Genomic DNA, 24,970 nt, shown 5'->3' on the forward strand with positions numbered 1-24,970 from the left:
AGTGGTGCAACCCGCGATTTTATCATTGAGGGCGCACAGGTCCGCCCGAAAAGGATGCCGGTAAGCCCGCTTTGCAGTAGAGTTAGGTCTGTGCCTGCTATACTTCGGCCGCTTTCCGACTTCGCCTGTGGCTCCCATGAAACTGATCGGTTCTCTCACTAGCCCTTACGTTCGCAAAGTACGGGTCGTCATGGCCGAGAAAAAGCTGGACTACCAGCTTGAAATCGAAAATGTATGGTCACCCGACTCGCAGATCCAGACGTTCAATCCGTTGGGTAAGGTCCCGTGCCTGGCCATGGAAGATGGCGGCACGCTGTTTGATTCCCGCGTGATCGTGGAATACCTGGACACGCTTTCCCCGGTGGCGCGCTTGATCCCGCCCTCGGGCCGCGAGCGTGCGGCGGTCAAGTGCTGGGAAGCCATCGCCGACGGTTTGCTGGACGCGTGCGTATTGATCGTGCGCGAAAACATGCGCCCCGAGGCCCAGCGCAGCCAGGACTGGATCGATCGTCAATACGGCAAGATCGATGCGGCGCTGCACGCCATGGAAGAAAGCCTGGGCGAACAACCCTATTGCATGGGAATCAACTACGGGCTCGCCGATATCGCCGTGGGCTGTGCGTTGGGCTATCTGGACCTGCGCTTCCCGCACCTGAACTGGCGTGATTCGCACCCCAACCTGACGCGCCATTACGAAAAAGTGTCGGTCCGTCAATCCTTCATCGACAGCGCACCGCCCGCTGTATAAATCCGGGCCCCAGGCTATATCCCGACCCACCGGCCGGGCATAAAAAAACTGCAAGCAGCGAGGCATCGCCGGCTTGCAGTTTTTTTATGGGCTTTACTCCGGGCTCATACAGCCCGGCGCATCCGATCACAGATCAAACACGCCAGGCTTAGTCGGCCAGAAGCGTCCGGTCAGAGACCAAACGCCTGTACCGCCTTGAACAGCATGTAGGCCGCCAGCACGAACAACAGCCCGGAGAACACGCGCTTGAGCGTGCTGACCGGCAAGCGATAGGCCATTTTGGCGCCCACCGGTGCCATCAATACGCTGGTGGCGACCAAGGCCAGCAGCGCGGGCCAGTAGATATAGCCCAGCATATGCGGGTAGTCGATATCCATGGTCAAGCCCGAGGCGATATAGCCGATGGTGTTGGCCAATGCAATCGGGAAACCCAAAGCGGCCGAGGTCGACACCGCCGCGTGCAGGGCGACGTTACACCACACCATGAACGGCACCGACAGAAAGCCGCCACCCGCGCCCACCAGCCCCGACAGAAAACCGATCACCACGCCAACGGCACTGGTGCCCACAATACCCGGCATCTGACGGCTAGGCTTGGGCTTGGTGTTGCGCAGCATGCTAAAGCCCGAATACCCCACGAACAGCGCGAAGAAGGTCGACAGCCAGGCAGTGCTGATGAACGCAAACGCCGCGCCGCCGGACAGCAGGCCACCCAAGATGATGCCCGGCGCCATCGCCAGGACGATTTTCCACTGGATGGTGCCCTTGCGCTGGTGAGCCCGCACGCTAGAGAGCGACGTGAACAGAATCGAGGTCATCGAGGTGGCGATCGCGGAGTGCACCACCAGCTCAAGTGGCATGCCATGCCAGGTAAACAACATCGTGAGAAACGGCACCAGCAGCATGCCACCGCCAATCCCCAACAGTCCCGCTGCAAAACCGGCAACCGCGCCAAGCGCCAGCAGGCATACCAACATCAACACATCCACATCATTCCCCTCAGGTTTACAGTGATCGAAACACGCGCACAGGCTCGGAAGCTATCCATCCTGAAAATAACGAGCGCCCGGGGGTCGCGATCAACGCGTCAGCCACACGGGCGCGAGCGCCATTGTAAGAGCCTGACGCAATGCATGCTAACGTTAACGACAGCCCAGCTGTATCAATCTGTCGCGCTCGCGATGATCCCGCCGCCTAAACAAACATCGCCGTCATAGAGCACCGCGGACTGCCCGGGGGTCACGGCCCATTGGGGCTCGGTGAACGACAGCTCGAATTGGCTGGCGTCAGCGCTCACGAGCTGGCAGGCCGCGTCCGGCTGGCGGTAGCGGGTTTTCGCCCCGTATTGCTGGACGTTTGGCGCGCGGCCGGCGATCCAACTGGCGTCCAACGCCTGCAACCCACGCGACAACAGCCAGGGATGGTCGTGCCCTTGCACCGCGTACAGCACATTGCGCTCGAGGTCTTTGCGCGCGGCATACCATGCGTCGGCAGTGCCGTCTTCGCGCTGATTGCCTTTGACGCCACCGATGCCCAGGCCCTTGCGTTGCCCCAAGGTGTAGAACGCGAGCCCATGATGACGGCCGATGCGCTTGCCCTCTGGAGTCAAAATATCGCCAGGAGCCGTGGGCAGATAACGATTCAGAAATTCGCGAAATGGCCGCTCGCCGATAAAGCAGATACCGGTAGAGTCCTTTTTTGCCGCGTTATGCAGACCGATTTCGTGCGCGATACGGCGCACCTCGGTTTTGGGTATGTCGCCCAAGGGGAACAGGGTGCGCGACAACTGCGCCTGATTCAAACGGTGCAGGAAGTAGCTTTGGTCCTTGGTGCTATCCAGCGCTTTGAGGAGCTGATACTCCGTGCCTTGCGGGCCTTGCACCGCGCGCACGCGGGCGTAATGCCCCGTGGCGATATGGTCGGCGCCCAAGTTCATGGCGTGATCGAGAAACGCCTTGAACTTGATCTCGGCGTTGCACAACACATCGGGATTAGGCGTGCGGCCCGCGGAATATTCGCGCAGAAACTCGGCGAAAACACGGTCCTTATATTCCGCCGCGAAGTTCACGTATTCGAAATCCACGCCCACGCGATCGGCGACGCTCGCGGCGTCCAGCAGATCCTGGCGGGTCGAGCAATATTCGGAATCGTCGTCGTCTTCCCAATTTTTCATGAAAAGACCGATGACTTCGTACCCCTGTTGTTTAAGCAACCAGGCGGTGACCGAGGAATCGACGCCCCCGGACATGCCGACAACGACACGGCCCCGGGCGGAGGAGGAAGGAGAAGGTAAGGACATGATGGCGGTATTTTAGCCGCTGCCTTTCCCCTGCTGGCGGTAGGGTCGCTACAGACGCTGTGCAGCGCCTGCCCTTCGTGTATAACTACCCAACTGTGGAGGAGGAGCGACGATGCAGATCGGAATCCCGCGAGAATCCCGAGAGGGCGAAACTCGCGTTGCAGCGACACCCGAGACGATAAAAAAATATATAGCCGGCAAACATACCGTCGTCGTAGAACGCGGCGCCGGCCTGGCGGCGCGATATCCGGATGAGGTCTACGCCGCGGCCGGTGCGACGATGGGATCGGCGCAGGATGCTCTGGGCAGTGAACTGGTTCTGAAAGTCCGCGCGCCCGAGGGCGATGAGCTGGCGCACTTGAAACCAGGCGCTGTGGTGGTCGGGATGCTCGATCCCTATGACGAAGTGGGGATAGAGGCTTTAGCCCACACTGGCGTAACCGGCTTCGCACTCGAGGCTGCGCCGCGCATCACCCGCGCGCAGAGCCTGGATGTCCTGTCTTCGCAGGCCAACCTCGCTGGCTATAAAGCGGTATTGCTGGCGGCTCATTACTACGGGCGGCTCTTTCCCATGATGATGACCGCCGCGGGCACGGTGAAGGCCGCTCGCGTCGTCGTGTTGGGCGCCGGTGTCGCCGGTCTGCAAGCCATCGCCACCGCGAGGCGTCTGGGCGCGGTGGTGGAAGCCTCCGACGTGCGTCCCGCCGCGCGCGAGCAGGTCGAATCACTCGGTGCAAAGTTCATTGATGTGCCTTTCGAAACCGATGAAGAGCGCGCGATCGCTGAAGGCACGGGCGGCTACGCGCGCGCGATGCCGCCCGCCTGGATGGCGCGGCAGGCCGAACGGGTTGCCGAGCGATGCAAACAAGCCGATATCGTCATCACTACCGCCCTGATCCCCGGCCGCCCTGCCCCGACGCTGCTGACCGAGGAAACCGTCCAGGCCATGAAGCCTGGCTCTGTGGTCGTCGATCTCGCGGTCGAGCGCGGTGGTAACTGCCCGCTGTCCGAGCGCGACCGTGTGGTGGAAAAACATGGCGTCACGCTTATTGGCCTGACAAACCTGCCCGGCTTAGTAGCGACCGACGCATCCGCCCTCTACGCGCGCAACCTGCTCGATTTTCTCAAGCTGATCACCAATGCCGATGGGGCATTGGCAATTCAACGCGAAGACGAAATCGTCGCTGCCTGCCTGCTATGCGAAGGCGGCAATGTCACCCAAAAGCGAGGCTGAGCATGGACGCCATTAATCCAACACTCATCAACCTGATTATCTTTGTGCTGGCAATCTATGTGGGCTACCACGTGGTGTGGAACGTCACCCCCGCGCTACACACGCCCTTGATGGCTGTCACCAATGCGATTTCGGCCATCATCATCGTAGGTGCAATGCTCGCGGCCGCGCTGACCGAAGGCTACCTCGCGCGCGGCATGGGCGTGTTTGCCGTGGCGTTGGCGGCTGTCAACGTGTTTGGCGGTTTTCTCGTCACGCGTCGCATGCTGGAGATGTTCAAGAAAAAGGACAAGAAGCCCACCTCGGAGCCGCGCCCATGATCTCGCTCAATGTGGTGACTCTGCTGTATCTGGTGGCCTCGGTCTGCTTTATTCAGGCGCTTAAAGGCCTTTCTCATCCGACGACCTCGCGCATGGGTAACGCGTTTGGGATGGCCGGCATGGCCATCGCCGTGTTGACCACGGCGGCGCTGATCGTCGAACTGGCCAGTTCGGGAACCGCAGGCATGGGGCTCGGATGGGTAGTGCTTGGCTTGCTCGTAGGCGGCTCGGTCGGCACCCTGATGGCCAAGCGCGTCGAAATGACAAAGATGCCCGAACTCGTCGCATTCATGCACAGCATGATTGGATTGGCCGCCGTCGCAATCGCCGTGGCGGTCGTGGCTGAGCCACATGCCTTTGGCATTGCCGAGCCGGGTGTAGCCCTGCCTGTAGGTAACCGGCTGGAATTGTTCATTGGCACCTTTGTTGGCGCCATTACCTTTTCCGGCTCCGTCATCGCGTTCGGCAAGCTCTCGGGCAAGTATAAATTCCGTCTGTTCCAGGGCGCGCCTGTGGTGTTCGCGGGCCAGCACCTCATCAATCTGATCCTCGCACTGGCCATGCTGGCCGCGGGTTTCTGGTTCATGGCGACGCAATCATGGACGCCCTTTATCGTCATGACCGCCCTGGCCTTCGTGTTGGGCGTGCTGATCATCATCCCGATTGGCGGCGCGGACATGCCCGTGGTGGTGTCCATGCTCAACAGCTATTCCGGATGGGCGGCCGCGGGCATTGGGTTTTCGCTCAACAATCCCATGTTGATCATTGCGGGATCGCTCGTGGGGTCCTCGGGCGCGATCCTGTCGTACATCATGTGCAAGGCCATGAACCGCTCGTTTTTCAATGTCATCCTGGGTGGTTTCGGCAATACGGGCGGCGGTGCCGCGGCTTCGGGCGATGGTCAACAACGCAGCGTCAAATCCGGTAGCCCCGACGATGCCGCCTTTCTATTGGCCAATGCAGAGACCGTCACCATCATTCCCGGCTATGGACTGGCGGTCGCCCGCGCCCAGCACGCGTTAAAAGAGCTCGCGACCAAGCTCGGCGAAAAAGGCATCACGGTCAAATACGCCATTCATCCCGTTGCCGGCCGCATGCCTGGTCACATGAATGTGCTGTTGGCAGAGGCCGAAGTCCCATACGACCAGGTGTTCGAAATGGATGACATCAATGGCGAGTTTGGCCAGACGGACGTGGTCCTCGTGCTCGGCGCCAATGACGTGGTCAACCCGGCAGCCAAAAACGATCCTTCGTCTCCCATTGCCGGCATGCCGATTCTGGAGGCTTATAAGGCGCGCACCATCATCGTTAACAAACGATCCATGGCGGCGGGCTATGCGGGCCTGGATAATGAACTCTTCTATATGGACCGCACCATGATGGTATTTGGCGACGCGAAAAAGGTCTTGGAGGACATGGTCAAAGCCGTAGAATGAGCGCGGTGTCGCGGGGCGACGGACCAAACGCACCGATCATCCGCGCAGCTGTTCGTCCACGACCTCCACCCAATGCCGCACCGGCACCTCCGTCCCGCTTTGCAGGTGTGTCACGCAGCCTATATTCGCTGACACGATCACCTCTGGCCTCGTCTGCGAGATCGCGCTGAGCTTGCGATCGCGTAGCTCCAATGCCATCTCGGGATTCAACACCGAATACGCGCCGGCCGATCCGCAACATAAATGTGTGTCTGCAAACGGCTGCAGCTCAAAGCCCAGATCCAGCAGCAACCGTTCGCTCAACGGCCGTAACCCTTGCCAATGCTGCAGCGTACACGGCGGATGAAACGCCGCGCGGACCCCTGGCGTAAGCCGCGACCGCAAGGTCTCGACATGCGGGGCGACGATCTCGGCCACGTCCTTGACCAGTGACACGATGCGTTCCGCGCGCGCGGCATACGCCGGGTCGAGACGCAGATGGTGCGCATATTCCTTCACCATTGCGCCGCATCCCGAGGCGTTCATCACAATCGCTTCAACCGAGCCTGCCTCCACCAAGGGCCACCAGGCATCGATATTGGCGCGCATTTGATCCAGCGCCTCGCTTTGCGCATCGAGGTGAAAATTCACCGCCCCACAACAACCCGCACCTGGCCCCAAGCGCGCGCCGATACCAATTGCATCCAGCACTCTGAGTGTCGCCGCATCGATCGTGGGCATCATCGATGGCTGCACGCAGCCGGTCAGCATCAACACTTGACGAGTATGCCGCGATACATCCGGCAGCGCGCCTACATCACGCCGCTCGGGAACTTTACGCCGCAATGAATCCGGCAGCATGTCGCGCATCGCCTGCCCCAACCTCATCGCCGGGGCAAACAAAGACGAGTTCATGCCTTTGCGCAACAGCAATCGCCGCAGCCTGTCTGGCCACGGTCGCGTCACTTTCTGGTCCACGAGATTGCGCCCGATATCGACCAGATGACCGTACTGCACGCCCGACGGGCAGGTCGTTTCGCAATTGCGGCAAGTCAGACAACGATCCAAATGCTCCTGCGTGGACCTCGTCGGTTCTTTGCCTTCCAATACCTGCTTGATCAGGTAGATCCGCCCGCGCGGTCCATCCAACTCATCGCCCAGCACTTGATAGGTGGGACAGGTGGCCGTACAGAAACCGCAGTGCACGCAGCGCCGCAGAATCGCGTCGGCTTCACGGCCTTGATCGGTGTTTCGAGCCCAGGAGGCTAAATCGGTCTGCATGCTGCGCTATAGCTCCATCACCAATCGGCCGGGATTAAACAGCCCCGAGGGATCTAATTCCTGCTTGAGCCGCCGTGTGATCGCGGCGACGCCCGGCGCCAGCGGATGGAAAACGCCATCCGTCGGAATCGGCCCACCTGCCGCGCGGAATAAGGTGGCGTGCCCGCCAAGGCTTTGTGCGCGCGCGCGCACGGCCTGCGCGTCCAGGCTGCCACTAAACCAACGCTGCCCGCCACCCCACTCAATCAAGGTCGGCGCACCGAAATCTTCTGCCGGTGTGGTGGGCGGTAAAGCCACACGCCACAAGGGCCGTCCGTGTTTAAAAAACGGATGCGTTTGCTCGCGCAATGAACGCCACCAATCGGCCGCCTGCGCACCGTCGAGTTCGTGGCCGCCGATCGCGGCCTTGGCGGCGCGGATGGCCGGGGGTGCTCCTGACAACCGCACCGTCACACAGCCCGGTGTATCGGCGCCGAGGTACGTATCGCTATCCTCCAGCGCCGCCCAACTCGTCGCCGATATGGCCAGCGGCTGACTGCGCCATTGCGCGAAACGCGTCAATGCCTCCTGCTGTGTCGCTTCGAAGCGCAGGCTCAGCTCCTCGAAAGGTTTAGGCAGCACTTTGAGCGACACCTCGATAATGGCGCCGAAGATACCCAGCGATCCGGCCAGTAAGCGAGAGACATCGTATCCGGCGACGTTCTTCATCACCTCGCCACCAAACGAAAGCAGACGGCCTTGCGAGTCCAGCAGTCTTGCGCCCAGCACGAAATCGCGCACCCCGCCGACCGCCATACGCCGCGGCCCCGCCAGACCGGCGGCCACACACCCGCCCACGGTCGATGAAGCGCCAAAGTGAGGAGGCTCGAACGCCAGCATTTGCCCATATTCGGCCAGCTCCGCTTCCAAGGCCGCAAGCGAGGTGCCCGCGCGCACCGTGACGACCAATTCGGACGGTTGGTAATTGATGATGCCGTTGTAGGCCGACATATCCAGCAGGCAATGCCCGTCTTGCGGCGTCACCGGACGGTAGTTGCCGTAAAACGATTTGCTGCCGCCGCCACACACGTACAGCGGCTTGTGACCGGCGTGCGCGGTCATCACCTGATCACAGAGTTCAGACAGAACGAATTGCATACTCGCGCAACCTAAAAGCGCGGAAGATCAGGAAAACGCAGCTCTCCACTATGCACGTGCATTTTTCCGTACTCGGCGCAACGCGCCAAAGTCGGAATGACTTTCTCGGGGTTTAACAATCCCGCCGGATCGAACGCTCGCTTCACCGCCAAAAACGCATCCAGCTCATCACGCGAAAATTGCACGCACATCTGATTTATTTTCTCCATTCCCACCCCGTGCTCGCCTGTCACGGTGCCTCCCACCTGCACACACAGCTCCAGAATCGCTGCGCCGAACTTCTCTGCCCGTTCGACTTCGTCGGGCTTATTGGAATCAAACAAAATCAAGGGATGCAGGTTGCCATCGCCTGCATGAAATACATTCGCGCAACGCAGTCCGTATTCGTCTTCCATCTGCTCGATGGCTCCCAATACCCGTGCCAAGTGGCGTCGCGGTATCGTGCCGTCCATGCAGTAGTAATCCGGCGAAACACGTCCGGCGGCAGGAAACGCGTTCTTGCGTCCGGCCCAGAACAACAGCCGCTCCGCCTCGGAGCGCGACACTTGCAAACGGGTTGCCCCCGCTTGCCGAAATAGCGTTTCCATCCGCTCGATTTCGTGCGCGACTTCCTCCGCAGTGCCGTCGGATTCGCATAGCAGAATCGCTTGCGCGTCGACGTCATAGCCTGCCTTGACGAACGGCTCGACCATTTGCACGGCGCGATGGTCCATCATTTCCAGCCCCGCAGGAATGATGCCCGCGGCGATCACATCGGTCACGGCCTGCCCTGCCGCCTCGACACTGGCAAAACTCGCCATGACGACTTGGGCACAGGTGGGCTTTGGAATGAGTTTGACGGTGACTTCCGTCACCACGCCCAACATACCTTCCGAGCCAATGAAGACTGCCAGCAGATCAAGGCCGGCAGCGTCGGGAGCCTCAGATCCAAATTCGACGACATCGCCATCGATGGTCACCACCCGAGCGCGCAACACATTATGGACAGTCAGACCGTATTTCAGACAATGCACGCCGCCAGAATTTTCGGCCACATTGCCACCGATAGAACAGGCAATCTGGCTCGACGGATCGGGTGCGTAATACAGCCCATACGGCGCAGCCGCCTCGGAAATAGCCAGGTTACGCACGCCGGGTTCGACCACGGCCGTGGCGCTTTGCGGGTCGATACGGCGGATGCGGTTGAACTTCGACATCCCGAGCAAAACGCCGCGTGTGTGCGGCATCGCGCCGCCTGACAAACCCGTCCCGGCGCCGCGCGCCACAATGGGCACATTCAGACGTTTGCACACCCGCATGACGGCGACCACCTCGCCTTCGGACTCGGGCAGCACGACGATAGGGGGCAAGGCGCGATATAACGACAAGCCGTCACACTCGTACGGCCGCGTGTCCTCCTCGCGGTGCAAGATGCAATGCGCGGGGAGAACGCCGCGCAGCGCCTCCAGCAGCGCGGTGGTCTCGAAAGCCGCCTGAGACGACGGCGAGAGGAGTTCGGCAAACGCATTCATGCAGACACAATAGCCTGACACTATGGTTTGTGGGAGGGCGGAATAACCCGCATCCACGCCCCGCTAACACTGAGGACAGTAACGCTCAGTGACTAACCGACCCCTAGGCGTTTAGTTTACTTACCAAGTGATGATTTTGCCGGGATTCAGAATGTTGTTCGGGTCGAACGCATGCTTGAGGCTGCGCATCAACGCGAGCGCTTCATCGCCGTGTTCTTCGGCCATGAACTGCATCTTATGCAATCCGACGCCGTGCTCGCCGGTGCAGGTACCATCCGCGGCAATCGCGCGACGAACCAGATTATGGTTGATCGTTTCCGATTCGCGCCATTCGGTTTCGCTGTCGGGGTCCAACAACATCAGCACGTGGAAATTTCCATCGCCCACGTGACCCACGATGGTGTAGGGAAAACTGGCACGATCCAGCTCGTCCACGGTCTCCCGCACGCAATCCGCCAAGCGCGAAATCGGCACGCACACATCCGTGGTGCTGGCACGGCACCCCGGGCGCAATTGCAGACCAGCGAAATAGGCATTGTGCCGCGCAGTCCACAGACGATTACGGTCCTCGGGACGATCGGCCCATTCGAAATCCATGCCGCCGTGCTCAGTTGTAATGCTTTGCACAATAGCGGCCTGCTCCTGCACGCCTGCCGGACTGCCATGGAATTCGAACACCAGCATCGGCGTTTCGCGCAATGTCAGTTTGCTATGCAAATTGACTGCGCGTACGGCGGCGGCGTCCATGAATTCGACGCGCGCCACGGGCACACCCATCTGAATGATCTCGATGACGCTTTTAACCGCGGCATCCAGCGTGGGGAAATTGCAGACCGCGGCGGACACGGCCTCGGGCTGGGGATATAGGCGCACCGTCACCTCGGTGATGATGCCCAGCGTACCCTCGCTGCCCACGAAAATGCGAGTCAGGTCATAGCCGGCCGACGATTTACGAGCGCGGCCCGCCGTACGCACGATGCGACCATCCGCTGTCACCACCGTTAACGACACCACGTTCTCGCGCATCGTGCCATATCGCACGGCGTTGGTGCCGGAGGCGCGCGTGGCCGCCATACCGCCCAGGCTGGCATCGGCGCCCGGATCAATGGGAAAGAACAAACCCGTGTCGCGAATGTCCTCGTTCAATTGCTTGCGCGTGACACCGGCCTGAACCGTCGCGGTCAGATCCTCGGCGTTAACCGCCAAGACCTGATTCATCTGCGACAGATCCAGGCTGATGCCGCCCTGGATCGCCAGAAGATGCCCTTCCAGCGAGGAGCCCGCGCCGTAGGGAATCAGCGGTACGCGATGTTCATTGCACAGCCGCGCGACGACCGCGACTTCCTCGGTACTACGCGCGAAAACCACCGCATCGGGCAACATCGGCGGATACGGGGATTCGTCGCGCCCGTGATGCTCGCGCACCGCATGGGAAACGGACAAGCGGTCGGCAAATCGCTCACGCAAGGCATCCAGGCAAGCAGCAGGCACCGGGCGGCGCAGGTTTTCGGCAATAGCAGGCGCGTTCATGGCAGAAAGACGGCGTAGAGAGGAAAAGATACATTCTACGCCCTGTGCTGCCCTATTTGCTCACGGTGGAAGCCACGAGACGGCGCGCTTTAACCGCGGCGGCCAGGCGTTCCAACACGGCCACCGACGCCTCCCAATCGATGCAGCCGTCGGTAATGCTCTGACCGTAGACGAGCGGCTGACCGGGCACCAGGTCTTGGCGACCGGCCACCAGATGGCTTTCGATCATCAGACCGACGATACGCCCGTCGCCCGCTTCGATCTGGCGCGCGACGTCCTCGGCCACCAGTGGCTGATTCTCGGGCTTCTTGCTGCTGTTGGCGTGGCTGGCGTCGATCATGACACGCTGAGCGAGACCGGCCTTGGCCATGGCCTCGCAGGCGGCAGAGATGCTGGCGGCGTCATAGTTCGGCGCCTTGCCGCCACGCAGGATCACGTGGCAGTCCTCGTTACCCGAGGTGGACACAATCGCCGAATGACCGCCCTTGGTCACCGACAAAAAGTGATGCGACTGTGACGCCGCCTTGATCGCGTCGACCGCGATGCGCACGTTGCCGTCGGTGCCGTTCTTAAAGCCAACCGGGCACGATAGGCCGGAAGCCAGCTCGCGGTGAACTTGGCTTTCGGTCGTACGCGCCCCGATGGCGCCCCAGGACACCAGATCGGCAATGTATTGCGGCGTAATCATGTCGAGGAATTCGCAGCCCGCTGGCAAGCCCATGCTCGTGATGTCCAGCAGCAGTTCGCGCGCCACGCGGATACCGCGATTAATATCGAAGCTGCCATCCAGACCCGGGTCGTTGATCAAGCCCTTCCAGCCCACCGTGGTGCGCGGTTTTTCGAAGTACACGCGCATGACGACTTCCAGCTCGCCTTTGAGGCGGTCGCGCACCGGCTTGAGCCGGCTGGCGTATTCCAATGCCGCCTTGGTGTCGTGGATCGAGCAAGGGCCAATCACAACGATCAGCCGATCATCCATGCCGTGCAGGATGCGGTGCATCGACTGGCGGGCGGCGAAAACCGTCTTGGACGCGTCCTGCGTACACGGGAACTCGCGCATGACATGCGAGGGGGGATTGAGTTCTTTGATTTCGCGGATGCGAATGTCATCGGTATTGTGCGACACGAGTAACTCCTGGGTTTCCCGCCCGTCTGACGGCATGAAAAAAGCCGCCAGGGCGCTGGCGGCTTTTTTAAGGATCTGGGCAACTTCAGTTTGAGTGCGTCCCTTCCTCCGCCAGCGGCTTCAGAAACTTATAAAAATAAAAATAAAAGGCGGGGGACGCGAATTTCATAACGAAAGACTCTAGCACAGATATTTAGCGGCCGTCTATCAACTTTTGTCGAACAAGGTCTGGTGACCTTGCCCATCGGTGGATCGATTGTGGCGATGTCCCGGCGCATGCGTGAAGGCTAGGCCCGCTGCGCCGGGGTGGTCGTCAGGCCGTGCCGCCGACCGTGAGGCCTTCCATGCGGACCGTCGGCATCCCGACGCCTACCGGCACGCTCTGGCCGTCCTTGCCGCAGGTGCCCACGCCCGAATCCAACTGCATATCGTTGCCGATCAGACTCACCCGGTTCATGGCATCCGGGCCGTTGCCGATCAAGGTCGCGCCTTTGACCGGATACGTGATCTTGCCGTTCTCGATCATGTATGCCTCGGATGCCGAGAACACGAACTTCCCGTTAGTGATATCGACCTGCCCCCCGCCGAAATTGGCGGCGTACAAGCCATGCTTGACCGAGGCAATAATTTCCTCGGGCGGCGTGCTGCCGGCCAACATATAGGTGTTGGTCATACGCGGCATCGGCAGGTGTGCAAAGGATTCGCGACGGCCGTTGCCGGTAGCGGACGTCTTCATCAGGCGGGCGTTCAAGGTGTCCTGCATATAGCCGCGCAGAATGCCGTCTTCGATCAACACATTGCACTGCGTGGCGTTGCCCTCGTCATCGACATTGAGCGAGCCACGACGGTCCGGCAAGGTGCCATCGTCCACGACCGTGACACCCTTGGAGGCCACGCGTTCGCCGATACGGCCGGAAAAAACGCTGGAGCCCTTGCGATTGAAGTCGCCCTCCAGGCCATGGCCGACGGCCTCGTGCAGCAAAATGCCCGGCCATCCCGAACCCAACACGACCGTCATTTCCCCGGCGGGCGCCGGGCGCGCCTCCAGGTTCACGAGCGCCTCGTGTACCGCGCGCTCGACATAGCCCTGCAGCACCTCGTCGGAAAAATATCCTAGCCCTAGTCGGCCACCACCGCCGGCATGACCCATCTCGCGACGACCATCGCGCTCGGCGATCACGGTCAACGACAGGCGCACCAAAGGACGCACATCGGCGGCCAGACGCCCGTCGCTGCCCGCGACAAGAATCACATCGTATTCAGCGCCCAGACCAGCCATGACTTGAATGACGTGCGGATCGCGCGCGCGCGCCATGCGCTCGACGCGTTCGAGCAAGGCCACTTTTTCGGAAGCCGTCAGCGTACCCAGCGGGTCCACATCCCCATAGAGGCTGCGGCCGGCTTCGGGCGGCACTTGAGCGGCGACCTTTACCCGGCCCGCGCCCCGACGCGCGATACCGCGCACGGTACGGGCCGAGGACAACAAGGCCTCGGGCGAGAGCGAATCCGAGTACGCGAAGGCGGTTTTTTCCCCGCTGATCGCGCGCACACCCACGCCCTGACCAATCGAGAAGCTGCCGGTTTTGACGATACCCTCTTCCAGGCTCCAGCCTTCGCTACGCGTGTACTGAAAATACAGGTCGGCGTAATCCACCTTATGGGTAAAGATTTCCCCCAGCGCCCGGGCCATATCGGCCTCGGTCAGGCCCCAAGGGTCCAGCAATAAGGATTTGGCCGTGGCCAACGATTGGATATCAGGATCAATCAAGTTCATAGAATCTCTGGTTTACAGGACGCGGTGTCGCAGCGCGGGCAGCGATGCGCGCACCTGAGTCAGGCGCTCAGCCTCTATCGTACCTCTGACTACGCCCGGGCCTTCGGGCAGGACGTCGATAATTTCGCCCCACGGATCGATCAGCATGGAATGGCCCCAGGTGCGGCGTCCGTTTTCATGATGGCCGCCCTGTGCGGCAGCCAATACGTAACACTGGTTCTCGACCGCGCGAGCGCGCAGCAGTAATTCCCAATGCGCCTTACCTGTCGTGTAGGTGAAGGCGGCCGGCACCAAAATCAAGTCCACCTGCCCCATCGCGCGATACAGCTCGGGAAAGCGCAGGTCATAGCATACGGATAATCCCACGCGGCCCAAAGGTGTTTGAATCGCCTGGACGGATTCACCGGGACGAATCGCAATTGATTCGTCATACGACTCCGTGCCACGCTTGAAATTGAATAAATGAATTTTGTCGTAGCGCGAGGCGAGACGTCCGTCGGGGTCATAAACCAGACTCGTATTAAACACGCGCTCGGGATCCGGGCAGTCCAGGGGCAATGTCCCTCCTGCAATCCATATTCCGTGCTTGGCCGCCATATTCGCGAGAAAATCCTGAATCGGACCATCCCCCAAGCGTTCCTTAATCAGGAATTTTTGCCGATCGCTCGTTCCCATGAAGCAGAAATACTCCGGCAAACACGCAAATTTCGTACCCAGGTCCGCCGCTTGCGCGATTAATTCGCCAGCCTGCTTCAAATTATCTTCAACGCTGGGGCTCGAGACCATTTGAATAGCGGCCACGTTGATGTCTGTTAATACGGGATCATTCATGCTTGCTCCATAAAAACCGTGACAAAGCTTTTAATGCCATGAATATCAGTCTGATTTTGGGTATTATGTTGGCACAGGCCGACAATTAGCGCAGACAACAATTAGCATGTGCTCCACCGGCCGACCAAATTAATAGGATTACTCATGCCCCGTGAAAGCTACGCTACGCTTCAAGCCAAGATAGAAAAGGAAATCAGCAAACTCCAAAAGAAAGCTGAGGCCCTGCAGAACAAACGGCGCAAGCCGGTTATCGCCTCCATCATTTCCTCGATGCGTGACTACAATATCACTCCCGAGGAAATCGCCACGGCGTTTAACAGTGCTAGCAAAGCGCCTCGCCAAGCCGGTCGCCGCGCCGTCACTACATCCAAGCGCCCTGTCGCCCCCAAATATCGCCATCCCAAAACCGGCGAGACCTGGAGTGGCCGTGGTAAAGCCCCTCGTTGGCTTGCCGCCGAAGAAGCCGCCGGCAAGCAGCGTGAATCGTTCCTGATTGCTGAGTAGTAATCTAGGCAAACGTTTTCCTGCAGTCTAGCGAAGTGGATTATGGGCGTGCGCACTGACATTATCGATCAGCGCGCAGGAAACTCCACTTCGCGCTCAGAGCCATTATTACCCGGGAAATTATCGAATATGGCGCGGGCCAGATATGGCATGGTCCGTATTAAATCCGACCGCCCGGTCACAATGTACGCACTGGCGCGATAGACCTCGGCACCATGTCGCTCGTTATCGGAAATTTCGACGGTCAAGCGATTCCGAAACGCTACCGACGGTACATCGACCCAACTTGGTCCCCAAAAACCGGTGCCCCACCAAGGTGGCCCGTAAACCACCCCGAATCCGCCATAGAAATACGGATCGTAAGGCTGACGCACCATTACCTGCGTCTGCTCGCTACCGTAGTTGAACGACACATTAAAACGGGCATTTGTCCCTGCCGGCGCCTCCACCAGGCCCGTTGGCCCCATGCTGGCCCGCAGGATGTCTCGGTAAGATTGATATTCAAGATTATTGCGTTGGGCAGGCGTGGCGTCCACGAACTGGTAAGTCGCGCCCACGGCATTGGCTGGCCATTGCTGGAACGAGGTGACGGTGGCCGACACCGTAGGACCCGCGCAGCCCGTCAGCATTGACGCGGCCAGCACGGTCGCGACCGCCGCTGCGCGCCAAACCATTGGCCCGGTACGCGTATTCAACATAAAAGATCCTCCCGCTCGTTCGTTGGCCCAGCCAGTCTCCGGGCCTACGCTCCGAAAGAGAACGGTGGGCCGGCGACCATATTGGCATGATACTGCGAGAGGGTTGGACCTTTTTGTCCCAGGAAAGTTTTCAACCGAATATGTCAGCAGGTCTGTGGGATGGCGGGTACTACTACAATAAGGCGTTACCCATACCCATTCGAATCCAGGCATGCGCACCGAAACGCCAGTCACCGTATATCGCAAAGATTATCAGCCCTATCCTTTCGCCATTCCGGAAGTCGCGCTGGCGTTTGATCTGGATCCGGAGGTCACGCTCGTGCATAGCACGCTGCGGCTGGAGCGGCGTGCCGATGCGCCCGCGGATGCCCCGCTGGTGCTCGATGGCGAAGAACTGGAACTGGTGTCCTTGCGCGTCGATGGCGCGGAATGGCCCACGGACCGATATCGCGTCGAGACCCATACACTGACGGTGCTGGATTTGCCAGCCTCGGCGACCTTGGAAATTGTCAGCCGCTGCCGTCCGAGCGCGAATTCGGCATTAATGGGTTTGTATGTTTCGGGGGGGAACTTCTTTACCCAATGCGAAGCGGAAGGTTTTCGTCGGATTACCTGGTTTGCCGACCGGCCGGACGTAATGTCGCGCTATCGTGTGACGATGCGCGCGAGCGTCGATTATCCCGTGCTGCTCTCCAATGGGAACCTGCTGGCGATGCGCACGCTCCCTGATGGCCGCCAAGAAGCCGAATGGGAAGACCCGTTTCCCAAACCCTGTTATCTGTTCGCGCTTGTGGCCGGCCGTTTGACGCATCGCGAAACCAAGGTGAAAACCGCCTCTGGCCGCGAGGTGCTGCTGCAAGTCTATAGCGATCCCGGCTCGGAAGATCGGACGGAATGGGCGCTGGAATCGCTGGTCCGGGCGCTGCGCTGGGATGAAGACCGCTTCGGGTTGGAACTCGATTTGGATCGCTTCATGGTGGTCGCGGTGAGCGACTTCAATATGGGCGCGATGGAAAACAAAGGCTTGAACATTTTCAATGCCGCCTATGTTTTGGCCGACCCGGAATCAGCGACCGACGCGAACTACGAAGGGATCGAAGCGGTTATCGGCCACGAGTATTTCCATAATTGGACCGGTAACCGCGTGACGTGCCGCGACTGGTTCCAACTGAGTTTGAAAGAAGGCCTGACGGTATTCCGCGACCAGGAATTCACGGCGGATATGATGGCGCGCGATCTGGATGCCGCCGCTGCCGCCAGCGCGCGAGCCGTCAAGCGCATCGATGACGTTGTGACGCTGCGCGCGGCGCAGTTTCCCGAAGACGCGGGGCCAATGGCGCACCCGATCCGCCCGGAAAGCTATCAGGAAATCGGCAACTTTTATACGGCGACGGTTTACGAGAAAGGCGCAGAAGTCATTCGCATGCAGCATACGCTGCTAGGCGCGGAGGGTTTTCGCGCCGGTATCGATGAGTATTTCCGGCGACATGACGGCCAGGCCGTGACTTGCGATGATTTCGTGGCTGCCATGGAATCGGTGTACACGCGCTTGAATCCCGGACGTGATTTGGCGGTATTTCGCCGTTGGTATCAACAAGCAGGTACGCCGCGTGTAACGGTCAAGCTCGATTACGATGCGGCGCAGCAGCGTTGCACTGTGACGCTGAGCCAGCGATGTCCGGCGGTTGGCGTGGAAAAGCGCGCGGGCGCCGATTATGTGAAGCAACCGTTCCATATCCCATTTGCGTTGGGTTTGCTGGGCCCGGACGGCAGCGCCCTGCCCTTGCATCGCCAAGGTTCCGATACCATCGAGCAAACGGCATTGCTGGAGCTGACCGAAGGTACGCAGCAGTGGGTATTCGATCACGTCCCCGCCAAGCCCGTGCCCTCGCTGCTGCGCGGGTTCTCGGCCCCGGTCATGGTGGAGTACGAATGGACCAACGAAGAGCTCGCGCTACTCTCAGCCCACGACACGGATCCTTTTGCCCGCTGGGAAGCCGGACAGGAACTGGCCACGCGCCAGATTCTGCAGCTTGCGGGCAGCCATCAGGCTGGCGTATCTCTCCTGGCGGATGCGGCGTTCATCGAGGCCTGGCGCGCGCTGTTGACGGATCCGGACCTGGATGCCGGCTACCGCGCCCGCGCCCTGGCGCTGCCATCGGAAAAAACGCTGGCCGAGCGCCAGGATGCGATCGATCCGCCGGCGCTGGCCGCCGCCCGGGATTTCCTGCGCGCAGAACTTGGCCGTCAGCTGGCCGATCAATGGCGTCAGGCGTTCGACAATAACCAAACGCCGGGCGAATACAGCCCCGCGCCCGGTCCGGCCGGAAAACGCGCGCTGAAGAATCTGGCGCTGGCGCACCTGATGGCCGCGGGCGTCGAGGGCGCCCAAGCCCTCGCGCAAGCGCAGTTCGACGACGCCACCAACATGACGGACAAGCTCGCCGCGCTCGGTGCCCTGGTGCACTACGCCCCGGCCGATGTGGCGGCGCGCGCGCTCCAAGCATTCTATGAGCGCTGGAAAGACAACGCGCTGGTTGTGGATAAATGGTTCGCGCTGCAAGCCGCATCGCAAAGCACCACCGTCGATCGTGCGCGCGAATTGATGACCCACCCGGCGTTCACCCTGCGCAACCCGAATCGCGCCAGAGCGCTGGTATTCCAGTTCTGCCTGAATAATGCGCGCGGTCTGCATCGCCCGGATGGAAAGGGCTACGATTTCTGGGCCGATCAAGTGCTGGCCCTCGATGCCCTGAACCCCGAGATCGCCGCGCGTCTGGCGCGTGCGCTGGATAACTGGGCACGCTTTGTTCCAAGCCTGCGTCAGCCTATGCAAGCTGCGCTGCAGCGCGTGCGCGACCATGCAGGCCTGTCGCGTAACGTGCTGGAAATCGTTTCCAAAGCGCTCGATCTGGCTGGCTGATCCATTGACTGCCGGAGGGGGGGAACCTCGTCCGGCCTTGCCCGCGCGGCAGCCACACCGCCGCCGTGCGCGCCCTCACGATTATCGTTAATGACGGAGAAATCCTTGAAACGCAAAACCCTTACCCAATACCTGGTGGAGCAGCAGCGCTCCGCGCAGGCTCTCGCGCCGGAAGTCCGGTTGCTTATCGAAGTCGTGGCGCGCGCGTGCAAAAGCATCAGCCACGCCGTCAGCAAAGGCGCACTCGGTGGCGTGTTGGGCGCGCTGGAGACCGAGAACGTCCAAGGCGAAGTCCAGAAAAAGCTGGACGTGATGTCCAACGAAATTCTGCTCGAAGCCAATGAATGGGGCGGACATCTGGCCGCGATGGCGTCCGAAGAGATGGAAACCATCCATCTGATCCCGAACCGCTATCCCAAGGGCGAATACCTGTTGATGTTCGATCCGCTGGATGGGTCCTCGAATATCGACGTGAATGTGTCGATCGGCACGATCTTTTCCGTCCTGCGCGCGCCGCATCACGTCGCGGGTACCGTCGTCTGCGAACAGGATTTCCTGCAACCGGGCAAGGATCAAGTCGTCGCCGGTTATGCCGTGTATGGCCCGCAGACCATGCTGGTGCTGACCATCGGTCAAGGCGTGGTCGGCTTTACGCTGGATCGCGAGATGGGTTCCTGGGTGCTGACGCACGAGAATATCCGTGTGCCGAAAGACACTAAGGAGTTCGCCATCAATATGTCGAACATGCGTCATTGGGCGCCCCCGGTGAAGCGTTATATCGACGAGTGCCTGGCGGGCAAGACCGGTCCGCGTGGCAAGGACTTCAATATGCGCTGGATCGCGTCGATGGTCGCCGATGTGCATCGCATCCTGACCCGTGGCGGCATCTTTATGTACCCCTGGGACGCGCGCGAACCGGGCAAGGCGGGCAAACTGCGCCTGATGTACGAGGCGAACCCGATGAGCTGGATTATCGAGCAGGCAGGTGGCGCGGCGATTAATGGCACGCAGCGTATTCTGGACATTCAGCCCGAGGCGCTGCATCAGCGCGTAAGCGTGATCCTGGGTTCGAAGAACGAGGTCGAACTCGTGGGTCGTTACCACGCCGAGGCACAGCAAGGGTAAGCTGGCCGGCGGTCATCGGGCGTCGTAAATCGACGCCATAAAAAGAAACCCCTGGCGTTGAGAATATTCAGCGCCAGGGGTTTCTTTATGGTGACTCGGAATGGCCGGCGGGCTTGCCCTCGCGGTCACCCGCGTCTTTACTTCACTTCTTCGATGCTTTTCACATCGCTCTTATTGACCTGGACCTTCTTGCCGTCTTTCTCGGCTTCGACAAAACCAGTGTCGTTATCCGTCTCCGGCTCATCGGCGGTCATGATCTGATTACCCTCGCGCGTCTCGATAACGGACGGTGATGAACACCCCGCCATCACCGCGAATCCAGACATGGCGCAAGCGAGCATTAGCATTTTAGTTTTCATAAGCGAAGACTCCGTCTAACGAGAATGAGTCTTCACTGTAAGGGGCTCGCCACGGCCATGTAGTGACGAACCCGCCCAAAATGTATCCGAATTGAGGTCGACGACCGCCCTGCACTGCCGATCTCAACAGGCTGACATGCTCGTTACACTTTCGCGTGCGCCTGGATATAGCTGCGAACCGCGTTGAGGTCGCAGTCCATCACCTCTACGCGTTGTGGCAAGGCTTCCAGACCGGCCAATGCGGCGGGCGGCGGCACCGACTTGCCCAACGCCGCCTGCATCGTCTCGGCGAACTTTGCCGGCAAGGCAGTTTCTAGCACCAGCATCGGAATGCCGGGCTCGACATAGTCCTGCGCAACCTTCACGCCGTCCGCGGTGTGCGGGTCGACCAGCACGCCGGTACGCTCGTGCAAACTGCGGATGGTGGCTAGGCGATCCTGATGGGTGCTGGTGCCCGCGACAAAGCCGTATTCGGATTCGAATTTGGGCTTGAGCGACGACAGATCGAAGAAACCATCGCGCGCCAAATCAGCCCAGAGCGCATTGACGCGCTGCGAATCCCGCCCGACCAGATCGAAGACAAAGCGCTCGAAGTTCGAGGCGCGCGAGATGTCCATCGATGGGCTCGAGGTCTCGTACGTTTGCGCGGCGTCGCGCGGTCGGTAGATGCCGGTACGGAAAAACTCCTCGAGCACGTTGTTTTCGTTGGTGGCCAGCACCAGACGGCGCACAGGCAGACCCATACGGCGCGCGATATGGCCGGACAGAATATTGCCGAAATTGCCCGAAGGCACGGCAAACGAAACCTGTTGACCCGCGCCCGTGGTCGCACGCAACCAGCCGTGGAAGTAATAGACCACTTGAGCGGCGATGCGCGCCCAGTTGATCGAGTTCACTGCACCGAGGCGATATTCCGTCTTGAAGGACAGATCACGCGCGAGCGCCTTGACGATGTCTTGCGCATCGTCGAACACGCCGCGCACTGCGATGTTGTGAATGTTCTCGTCTTGCAGCGAATACATCTGCGCGCGCTGAAAGGCGCTCATGCGACCATGCGGCGACAGCATGAAGAGGGCAACACCGCGCTTGCCGCGCAAGGCGTATTCGGCCGCCGAGCCGGTGTCACCGGAGGTCGCGCCCAGAATATTCAAGGTTTCGTTGCGCTGGGTCAGCACGTATTCGAACACCTGACCCAGGAACTGCATGGCCATGTCCTTGAAGGCCAGTGTCGGGCCTTCGGACAAACCGAGCAGCTGCAGCCCGCCGTCCAACGGTCGCAGCGGAACAATCGCGTCGCTGCCGAAGACTTCCGCGCGATACGCGGCATGCGTCAGGCGGCGCAAGTCGTCAGCCGGAATATCGGTCGCGAATAAAGACAGCACCTCGAACGCCAGATCAGCGTACGACAGGCCACGCCACGTTTCGAGCGTCTCTGCCGACACCTGCGGCAAGGTCTCGGGCACGGCTAATCCGCCATCGGGCGCGAGGCCCTCGAGCAGGATATCGGTAAAGGCTTGCGGCGCCATGCCGCCACGGGTAGAGATGTATTTCATTGCAAGGTCTCCACGCGCAGGCGCGTGACACTGGAACGCACAAAAGGAAGTTGTTCGATTTCGCTGATGGCCTTGTTGACGTGGCCTTCCACCGCTTGATGCGTGAGGAAAATAATGTCCGCGCCGCCAATGTGCGAGGGTTGTTGAATCATAGAACCGATCGAAATCTGGTGTTCGGCCAGCACGCGCGCGATGTCGGCCAGCACGCCTGGCTGATCGTCCACGCGCAGACGCAGATAGTACGAAGTCGCGACTTGCTCGATCGGCAGAATCGCGAGGTCAGAAAGCGCATCGGGCTGGAATGCGAGATGCGGCACACGATTACCCGGATCGGCCGTGTGCAGGCGGGTCACATCCACCAGATCGGCGACCACGGCCGACGCGGTGGGTTCCTCGCCCGCGCCTTGACCATAGTAGAGCGTGGGGCCGACGGCATCGCCGCGCACCAGCACGGCGTTCATCGCTCCCTCGACATTGGCGAGTAAACGCTCGGCGGGCACCAGCGCGGGATGCACGCGCAGCTCGATCCCATCGACGCGGCGCTTGGTGATTCCCAGCAGCTTGATGCGATAGCCCAGGCGCTCGGCGTGGGCGATGTCTTCCTGAGCCAGGTGGGAGATGCCTTCGATATGGGCCTTGTCGAATTGCACGGGCACGCCGAACGCCAACGAGGCGAGCAGCGTGAGCTTGTGCGCGGCGTCCACGCCTTCGACGTCAAAGGTCGGGTCGGCCTCGGCATAACCCAGGCGCTGCGCCTCGGCCAGCACGTCGGCGAACGGCAGGCCGCGCGAACGCATTTCCGACAGAATGAAGTTGGTGGTGCCGTTGATGATCCCGGCCACCCACTCGATACGGTTGGCGGTCAGGCCCTCGCGGATGGCCTTGATAATGGGCACGCCACCGGCCACGGCCGCCTCGAACGTCACCATGACGCCCTTTTCGGACGCGGCGGCGAAGATCTCGTTACCATGCTTGGCGAGCAACGCCTTGTTGGCGGTCACGACGTGCTTGCCGTTAGCGATGGCTTCCAGCACCAGTTCGCGCGCCAACGTATCGCCGCCGATCAGTTCGACGACGATGTCGATCTCGGGATCACGAACGAGCGCATGAACATCGGTATCCACGGGCAGGGTTTCGCCGATGCGGCTGCGCGCTTTGGCGACATCGCGCACGGCAATGCGGCTGATCTCAATGCGACGGCCGGCACGGCGGGCGATTTCTTCAGCGTTGCGTGTCAGCACACTCCAGGTGCCGCCGCCCACCACACCCAAGCCCAACAGGCCAATCTTGATGGGTTTCAGGTCGGTGCCGGAGTGATCTGGCCCGGAGGTGGGCGGTGTACTTGCAACGTTCGTCATCTCAAAATTTCCAGAATGCAGTGTCCGACGGGTGGGTCCGTATTCGCGTACGTATGTGGCCGCCACCGATTTATTTCAACAAGCCGTCCTTGGGAACCTATCTTTGATACCCGCACCGCCTGGCGGGAGAATTTCCTCATGGGAAAAACCGTATCCTAGATGGGCGTGGACGCGCGCCTTTGCGGCGCAGCAAAACCTAGTAATCTAGCGCAAGCTGGCCCAGGCGGCAAATGGCGGCACGGGATTTGCGCCGCTGCAACATACCGTCATCTCGATGCGCTATTATCAGAAGCATAAAGCCGGAGTTTTTATTGAAGCTGCATACCGACCCTGCATCGTCGGCCCTGAATACGGTCACCGCCTACGGCGACGATTACATCGAAGTTAATCAGGTCCGATTTTCCCATGCCGTGACCTTCGGTCCCGAAGGCGCGGTCTCCGAATGGCCAGTCCGGGCCGCGAGCGAAATCACGGTTTCGTTACTGAAACAGGCCGCCGGGCTGTCCGAGGTCAAACGCGACCCGCTGGCATTCCTGGACGCGCCCGAAGGCGGCGGCATCCCCAAGGGTGTCGGGCCCGAAGTGCTGCTGGTCGGCACGGGCGGGCGCCAGCGCATGCTCGCGCAGTCTGTCATCGGGCCGCTCCTGGCCGCCGGTATTGGTGTCGAAGTGATGGACACGCAGGCTGCGGCTCGTACCTATAACATCCTGATGGCCGAAGGCCGACGCGTGGTCGTCGCCCTGCTGCCGACTAATGGAGAGTCTTCTACATGACCGCGCTCATCGGCAAACCCGCGCCGTTGTTCACCGCCGAAAGCACGATTGGGCCCTTGAGCCTGGAACAATGCCAAGGCCGAGCCGTCGTGCTCTATTTTTACCCCAAGGACAATACGCCGGGGTGCACGACGGAAAGCCAGAATTTTCGAGATCTGCACGACGAGTTTCTCGCTGCCAGCACGATCGTGATCGGTATTTCGCGCGATTCGCTGAAGTCTCACGAGAACTTCCGTACGAAATACGATTTGCCGTTTCCGCTGATCGCGGACACGGACGAGACGGTTTGCAATCTGTATGGCGTCATCAAGATGAAAAACATGTACGGCAAACAGGTGCGTGGCATCGAACGCAGTACGTTTTTGATCGACGCGTACGGGCGGCTGGTGCAGGAATGGCGGGGCGTGAAGGTGCCTAACCACGCCAGCGAAGTCCTGCAGGCCGCGCGCAGTATCGGTTAACGCTGTCCCA

The 24,970-nt window shown here is 60.5% G+C and carries 22 protein-coding genes; 9 read left to right on the forward strand and 13 right to left on the reverse strand.

What is annotated here, in order from left to right:
* Positions 1-136: 136 nt before the first annotated feature.
* On the forward strand, positions 137-748 hold the full coding sequence (locus GOQ25_RS05955; RefSeq protein WP_160349541.1) for a glutathione S-transferase N-terminal domain-containing protein: 612 nt from the start codon (positions 137-139) through the stop codon (positions 746-748).
* 170 nt (positions 749-918) lie between these two features.
* On the opposite strand, the gene GOQ25_RS05960 is transcribed toward GOQ25_RS05955, so the two are convergent.
* Together GOQ25_RS05960 and mnmA are read right to left on the reverse strand one after the other, a co-directional pair.
* On the reverse strand, positions 919-1,737 hold the full coding sequence (locus GOQ25_RS05960; RefSeq protein WP_160349542.1) for a sulfite exporter TauE/SafE family protein: 819 nt from the start codon (positions 1,735-1,737) through the stop codon (positions 919-921).
* A gap of 173 nt (positions 1,738-1,910) precedes the next feature.
* Complete coding sequence (mnmA, locus tag GOQ25_RS05965) at positions 1,911-3,047, reverse strand: tRNA 2-thiouridine(34) synthase MnmA (RefSeq protein ID WP_160349543.1); 1,137 nt, start codon at positions 3,045-3,047, stop codon at positions 1,911-1,913.
* A 112-nt stretch (positions 3,048-3,159) separates the two neighbouring features.
* Here mnmA and GOQ25_RS05970 point away from each other — a divergent pair, with 112 nt between their 5' ends.
* The 3 genes from GOQ25_RS05970 to GOQ25_RS05980 are packed head-to-tail and all read left to right on the forward strand — an operon-like array spanning position 3,160 to position 6,037.
* On the forward strand, positions 3,160-4,281 hold the full coding sequence (locus GOQ25_RS05970; protein WP_160349544.1) for a Re/Si-specific NAD(P)(+) transhydrogenase subunit alpha: 1,122 nt from the start codon (positions 3,160-3,162) through the stop codon (positions 4,279-4,281).
* A 2-nt stretch (positions 4,282-4,283) separates the two neighbouring features.
* Positions 4,284-4,601: an NAD(P) transhydrogenase subunit alpha gene (locus tag GOQ25_RS05975; RefSeq protein WP_160349545.1), complete on the forward strand. Its 318-nt coding sequence runs from the start codon at positions 4,284-4,286 to the stop codon at positions 4,599-4,601.
* A complete protein-coding gene (locus GOQ25_RS05980; RefSeq protein WP_160349546.1) occupies positions 4,598-6,037 on the forward strand; it encodes an NAD(P)(+) transhydrogenase (Re/Si-specific) subunit beta in 1,440 nt (479 codons plus the stop codon). Before GOQ25_RS05975 ends, GOQ25_RS05980 begins: the two co-directional genes overlap by 4 nt.
* 36 nt (positions 6,038-6,073) lie before the next feature.
* Here the strand turns inward: GOQ25_RS05980 and glcF are convergent, their stop codons facing one another.
* The 7 genes from glcF to GOQ25_RS06015 all read right to left on the reverse strand — a co-directional run bounded on the left by glcF (position 6,074) and on the right by GOQ25_RS06015 (position 15,206).
* Positions 6,074-7,297, reverse strand: coding sequence for a glycolate oxidase subunit GlcF (gene glcF / locus GOQ25_RS05985; protein ID WP_160349547.1), 1,224 nt, complete (start codon positions 7,295-7,297; stop codon positions 6,074-6,076).
* A gap of 6 nt (positions 7,298-7,303) precedes the next feature.
* Positions 7,304-8,434: a glycolate oxidase subunit GlcE gene (glcE, locus tag GOQ25_RS05990; RefSeq protein WP_160349548.1), complete on the reverse strand. Its 1,131-nt coding sequence runs from the start codon at positions 8,432-8,434 to the stop codon at positions 7,304-7,306.
* 11 nt (positions 8,435-8,445) lie between these two features.
* Positions 8,446-9,945, reverse strand: coding sequence for an FAD-linked oxidase C-terminal domain-containing protein (locus GOQ25_RS05995; RefSeq protein WP_160349549.1), 1,500 nt, complete (start codon positions 9,943-9,945; stop codon positions 8,446-8,448).
* Between the two features lie 120 nt (positions 9,946-10,065).
* Entirely contained in the window at positions 10,066-11,475 is a 1,410-nt protein-coding gene (locus GOQ25_RS06000) for an FAD-binding oxidoreductase (protein WP_160349550.1), read from the reverse strand.
* 52 nt (positions 11,476-11,527) lie between these two features.
* Entirely contained in the window at positions 11,528-12,601 is a 1,074-nt protein-coding gene (aroG, locus tag GOQ25_RS06005) for a 3-deoxy-7-phosphoheptulonate synthase AroG (RefSeq protein WP_160349551.1), read from the reverse strand.
* 313 nt (positions 12,602-12,914) lie between these two features.
* On the reverse strand, positions 12,915-14,375 hold the full coding sequence (gene tldD / locus GOQ25_RS06010) for a metalloprotease TldD (RefSeq protein ID WP_160349552.1): 1,461 nt from the start codon (positions 14,373-14,375) through the stop codon (positions 12,915-12,917).
* A 12-nt stretch (positions 14,376-14,387) separates the two neighbouring features.
* Positions 14,388-15,206, reverse strand: coding sequence for a carbon-nitrogen hydrolase family protein (locus GOQ25_RS06015; RefSeq protein WP_160349553.1), 819 nt, complete (start codon positions 15,204-15,206; stop codon positions 14,388-14,390).
* A 144-nt stretch (positions 15,207-15,350) separates the two neighbouring features.
* Here GOQ25_RS06015 and GOQ25_RS06020 point away from each other — a divergent pair, with 144 nt between their 5' ends.
* Complete coding sequence (locus GOQ25_RS06020) at positions 15,351-15,710, forward strand: H-NS family nucleoid-associated regulatory protein (RefSeq protein ID WP_160349554.1); 360 nt, start codon at positions 15,351-15,353, stop codon at positions 15,708-15,710.
* Between the two features lie 68 nt (positions 15,711-15,778).
* On the opposite strand, the gene GOQ25_RS06025 is transcribed toward GOQ25_RS06020, so the two are convergent.
* A complete protein-coding gene (locus GOQ25_RS06025) occupies positions 15,779-16,408 on the reverse strand; it encodes a DUF4136 domain-containing protein (RefSeq protein ID WP_160349555.1) in 630 nt (209 codons plus the stop codon).
* A gap of 211 nt (positions 16,409-16,619) precedes the next feature.
* Here GOQ25_RS06025 and pepN point away from each other — a divergent pair, with 211 nt between their 5' ends.
* Together pepN and GOQ25_RS06035 are read left to right on the forward strand one after the other, a co-directional pair.
* Positions 16,620-19,331 carry an aminopeptidase N gene (gene pepN / locus GOQ25_RS06030; protein WP_160349556.1) on the forward strand — a complete coding sequence of 904 codons (2,712 nt, stop codon included), beginning with the start codon at positions 16,620-16,622 and terminating at the stop codon, positions 19,329-19,331.
* Between the two features lie 105 nt (positions 19,332-19,436).
* Complete coding sequence (locus GOQ25_RS06035) at positions 19,437-20,456, forward strand: class 1 fructose-bisphosphatase (protein ID WP_160349557.1); 1,020 nt, start codon at positions 19,437-19,439, stop codon at positions 20,454-20,456.
* Between the two features lie 137 nt (positions 20,457-20,593).
* Here GOQ25_RS06035 and GOQ25_RS06040 read toward each other — a convergent pair whose 3' ends face one another.
* The 3 genes from GOQ25_RS06040 to GOQ25_RS06050 all read right to left on the reverse strand — a co-directional run bounded on the left by GOQ25_RS06040 (position 20,594) and on the right by GOQ25_RS06050 (position 23,669).
* A complete protein-coding gene (locus GOQ25_RS06040; protein WP_160349558.1) occupies positions 20,594-20,815 on the reverse strand; it encodes a YgdI/YgdR family lipoprotein in 222 nt (73 codons plus the stop codon).
* A 143-nt stretch (positions 20,816-20,958) separates the two neighbouring features.
* A complete protein-coding gene (gene thrC, locus GOQ25_RS06045; protein ID WP_160349559.1) occupies positions 20,959-22,368 on the reverse strand; it encodes a threonine synthase in 1,410 nt (469 codons plus the stop codon).
* Positions 22,365-23,669, reverse strand: a complete 1,305-nt coding sequence (locus tag GOQ25_RS06050) for a homoserine dehydrogenase (protein WP_160349731.1) — start codon at positions 23,667-23,669, stop codon at positions 22,365-22,367. The genes thrC and GOQ25_RS06050 overlap by 4 nt, the downstream gene beginning before the upstream one ends.
* A 368-nt stretch (positions 23,670-24,037) precedes the next feature.
* Here GOQ25_RS06050 and GOQ25_RS06055 point away from each other — a divergent pair, with 368 nt between their 5' ends.
* Together GOQ25_RS06055 and GOQ25_RS06060 are read left to right on the forward strand one after the other, a co-directional pair.
* Positions 24,038-24,499: an Mth938-like domain-containing protein gene (locus tag GOQ25_RS06055; protein WP_160349560.1), complete on the forward strand. Its 462-nt coding sequence runs from the start codon at positions 24,038-24,040 to the stop codon at positions 24,497-24,499.
* Positions 24,496-24,960: a peroxiredoxin gene (locus tag GOQ25_RS06060; protein ID WP_160349561.1), complete on the forward strand. Its 465-nt coding sequence runs from the start codon at positions 24,496-24,498 to the stop codon at positions 24,958-24,960. The genes GOQ25_RS06055 and GOQ25_RS06060 overlap by 4 nt, the downstream gene beginning before the upstream one ends.
* Positions 24,961-24,970 lie beyond the last annotated feature (10 nt).

It is taken from the genome of Bordetella sp. 15P40C-2, from assembly GCF_009763235.1.
Lineage (GTDB): Bacteria > Pseudomonadota > Gammaproteobacteria > Burkholderiales > Burkholderiaceae_B > Bordetella_A.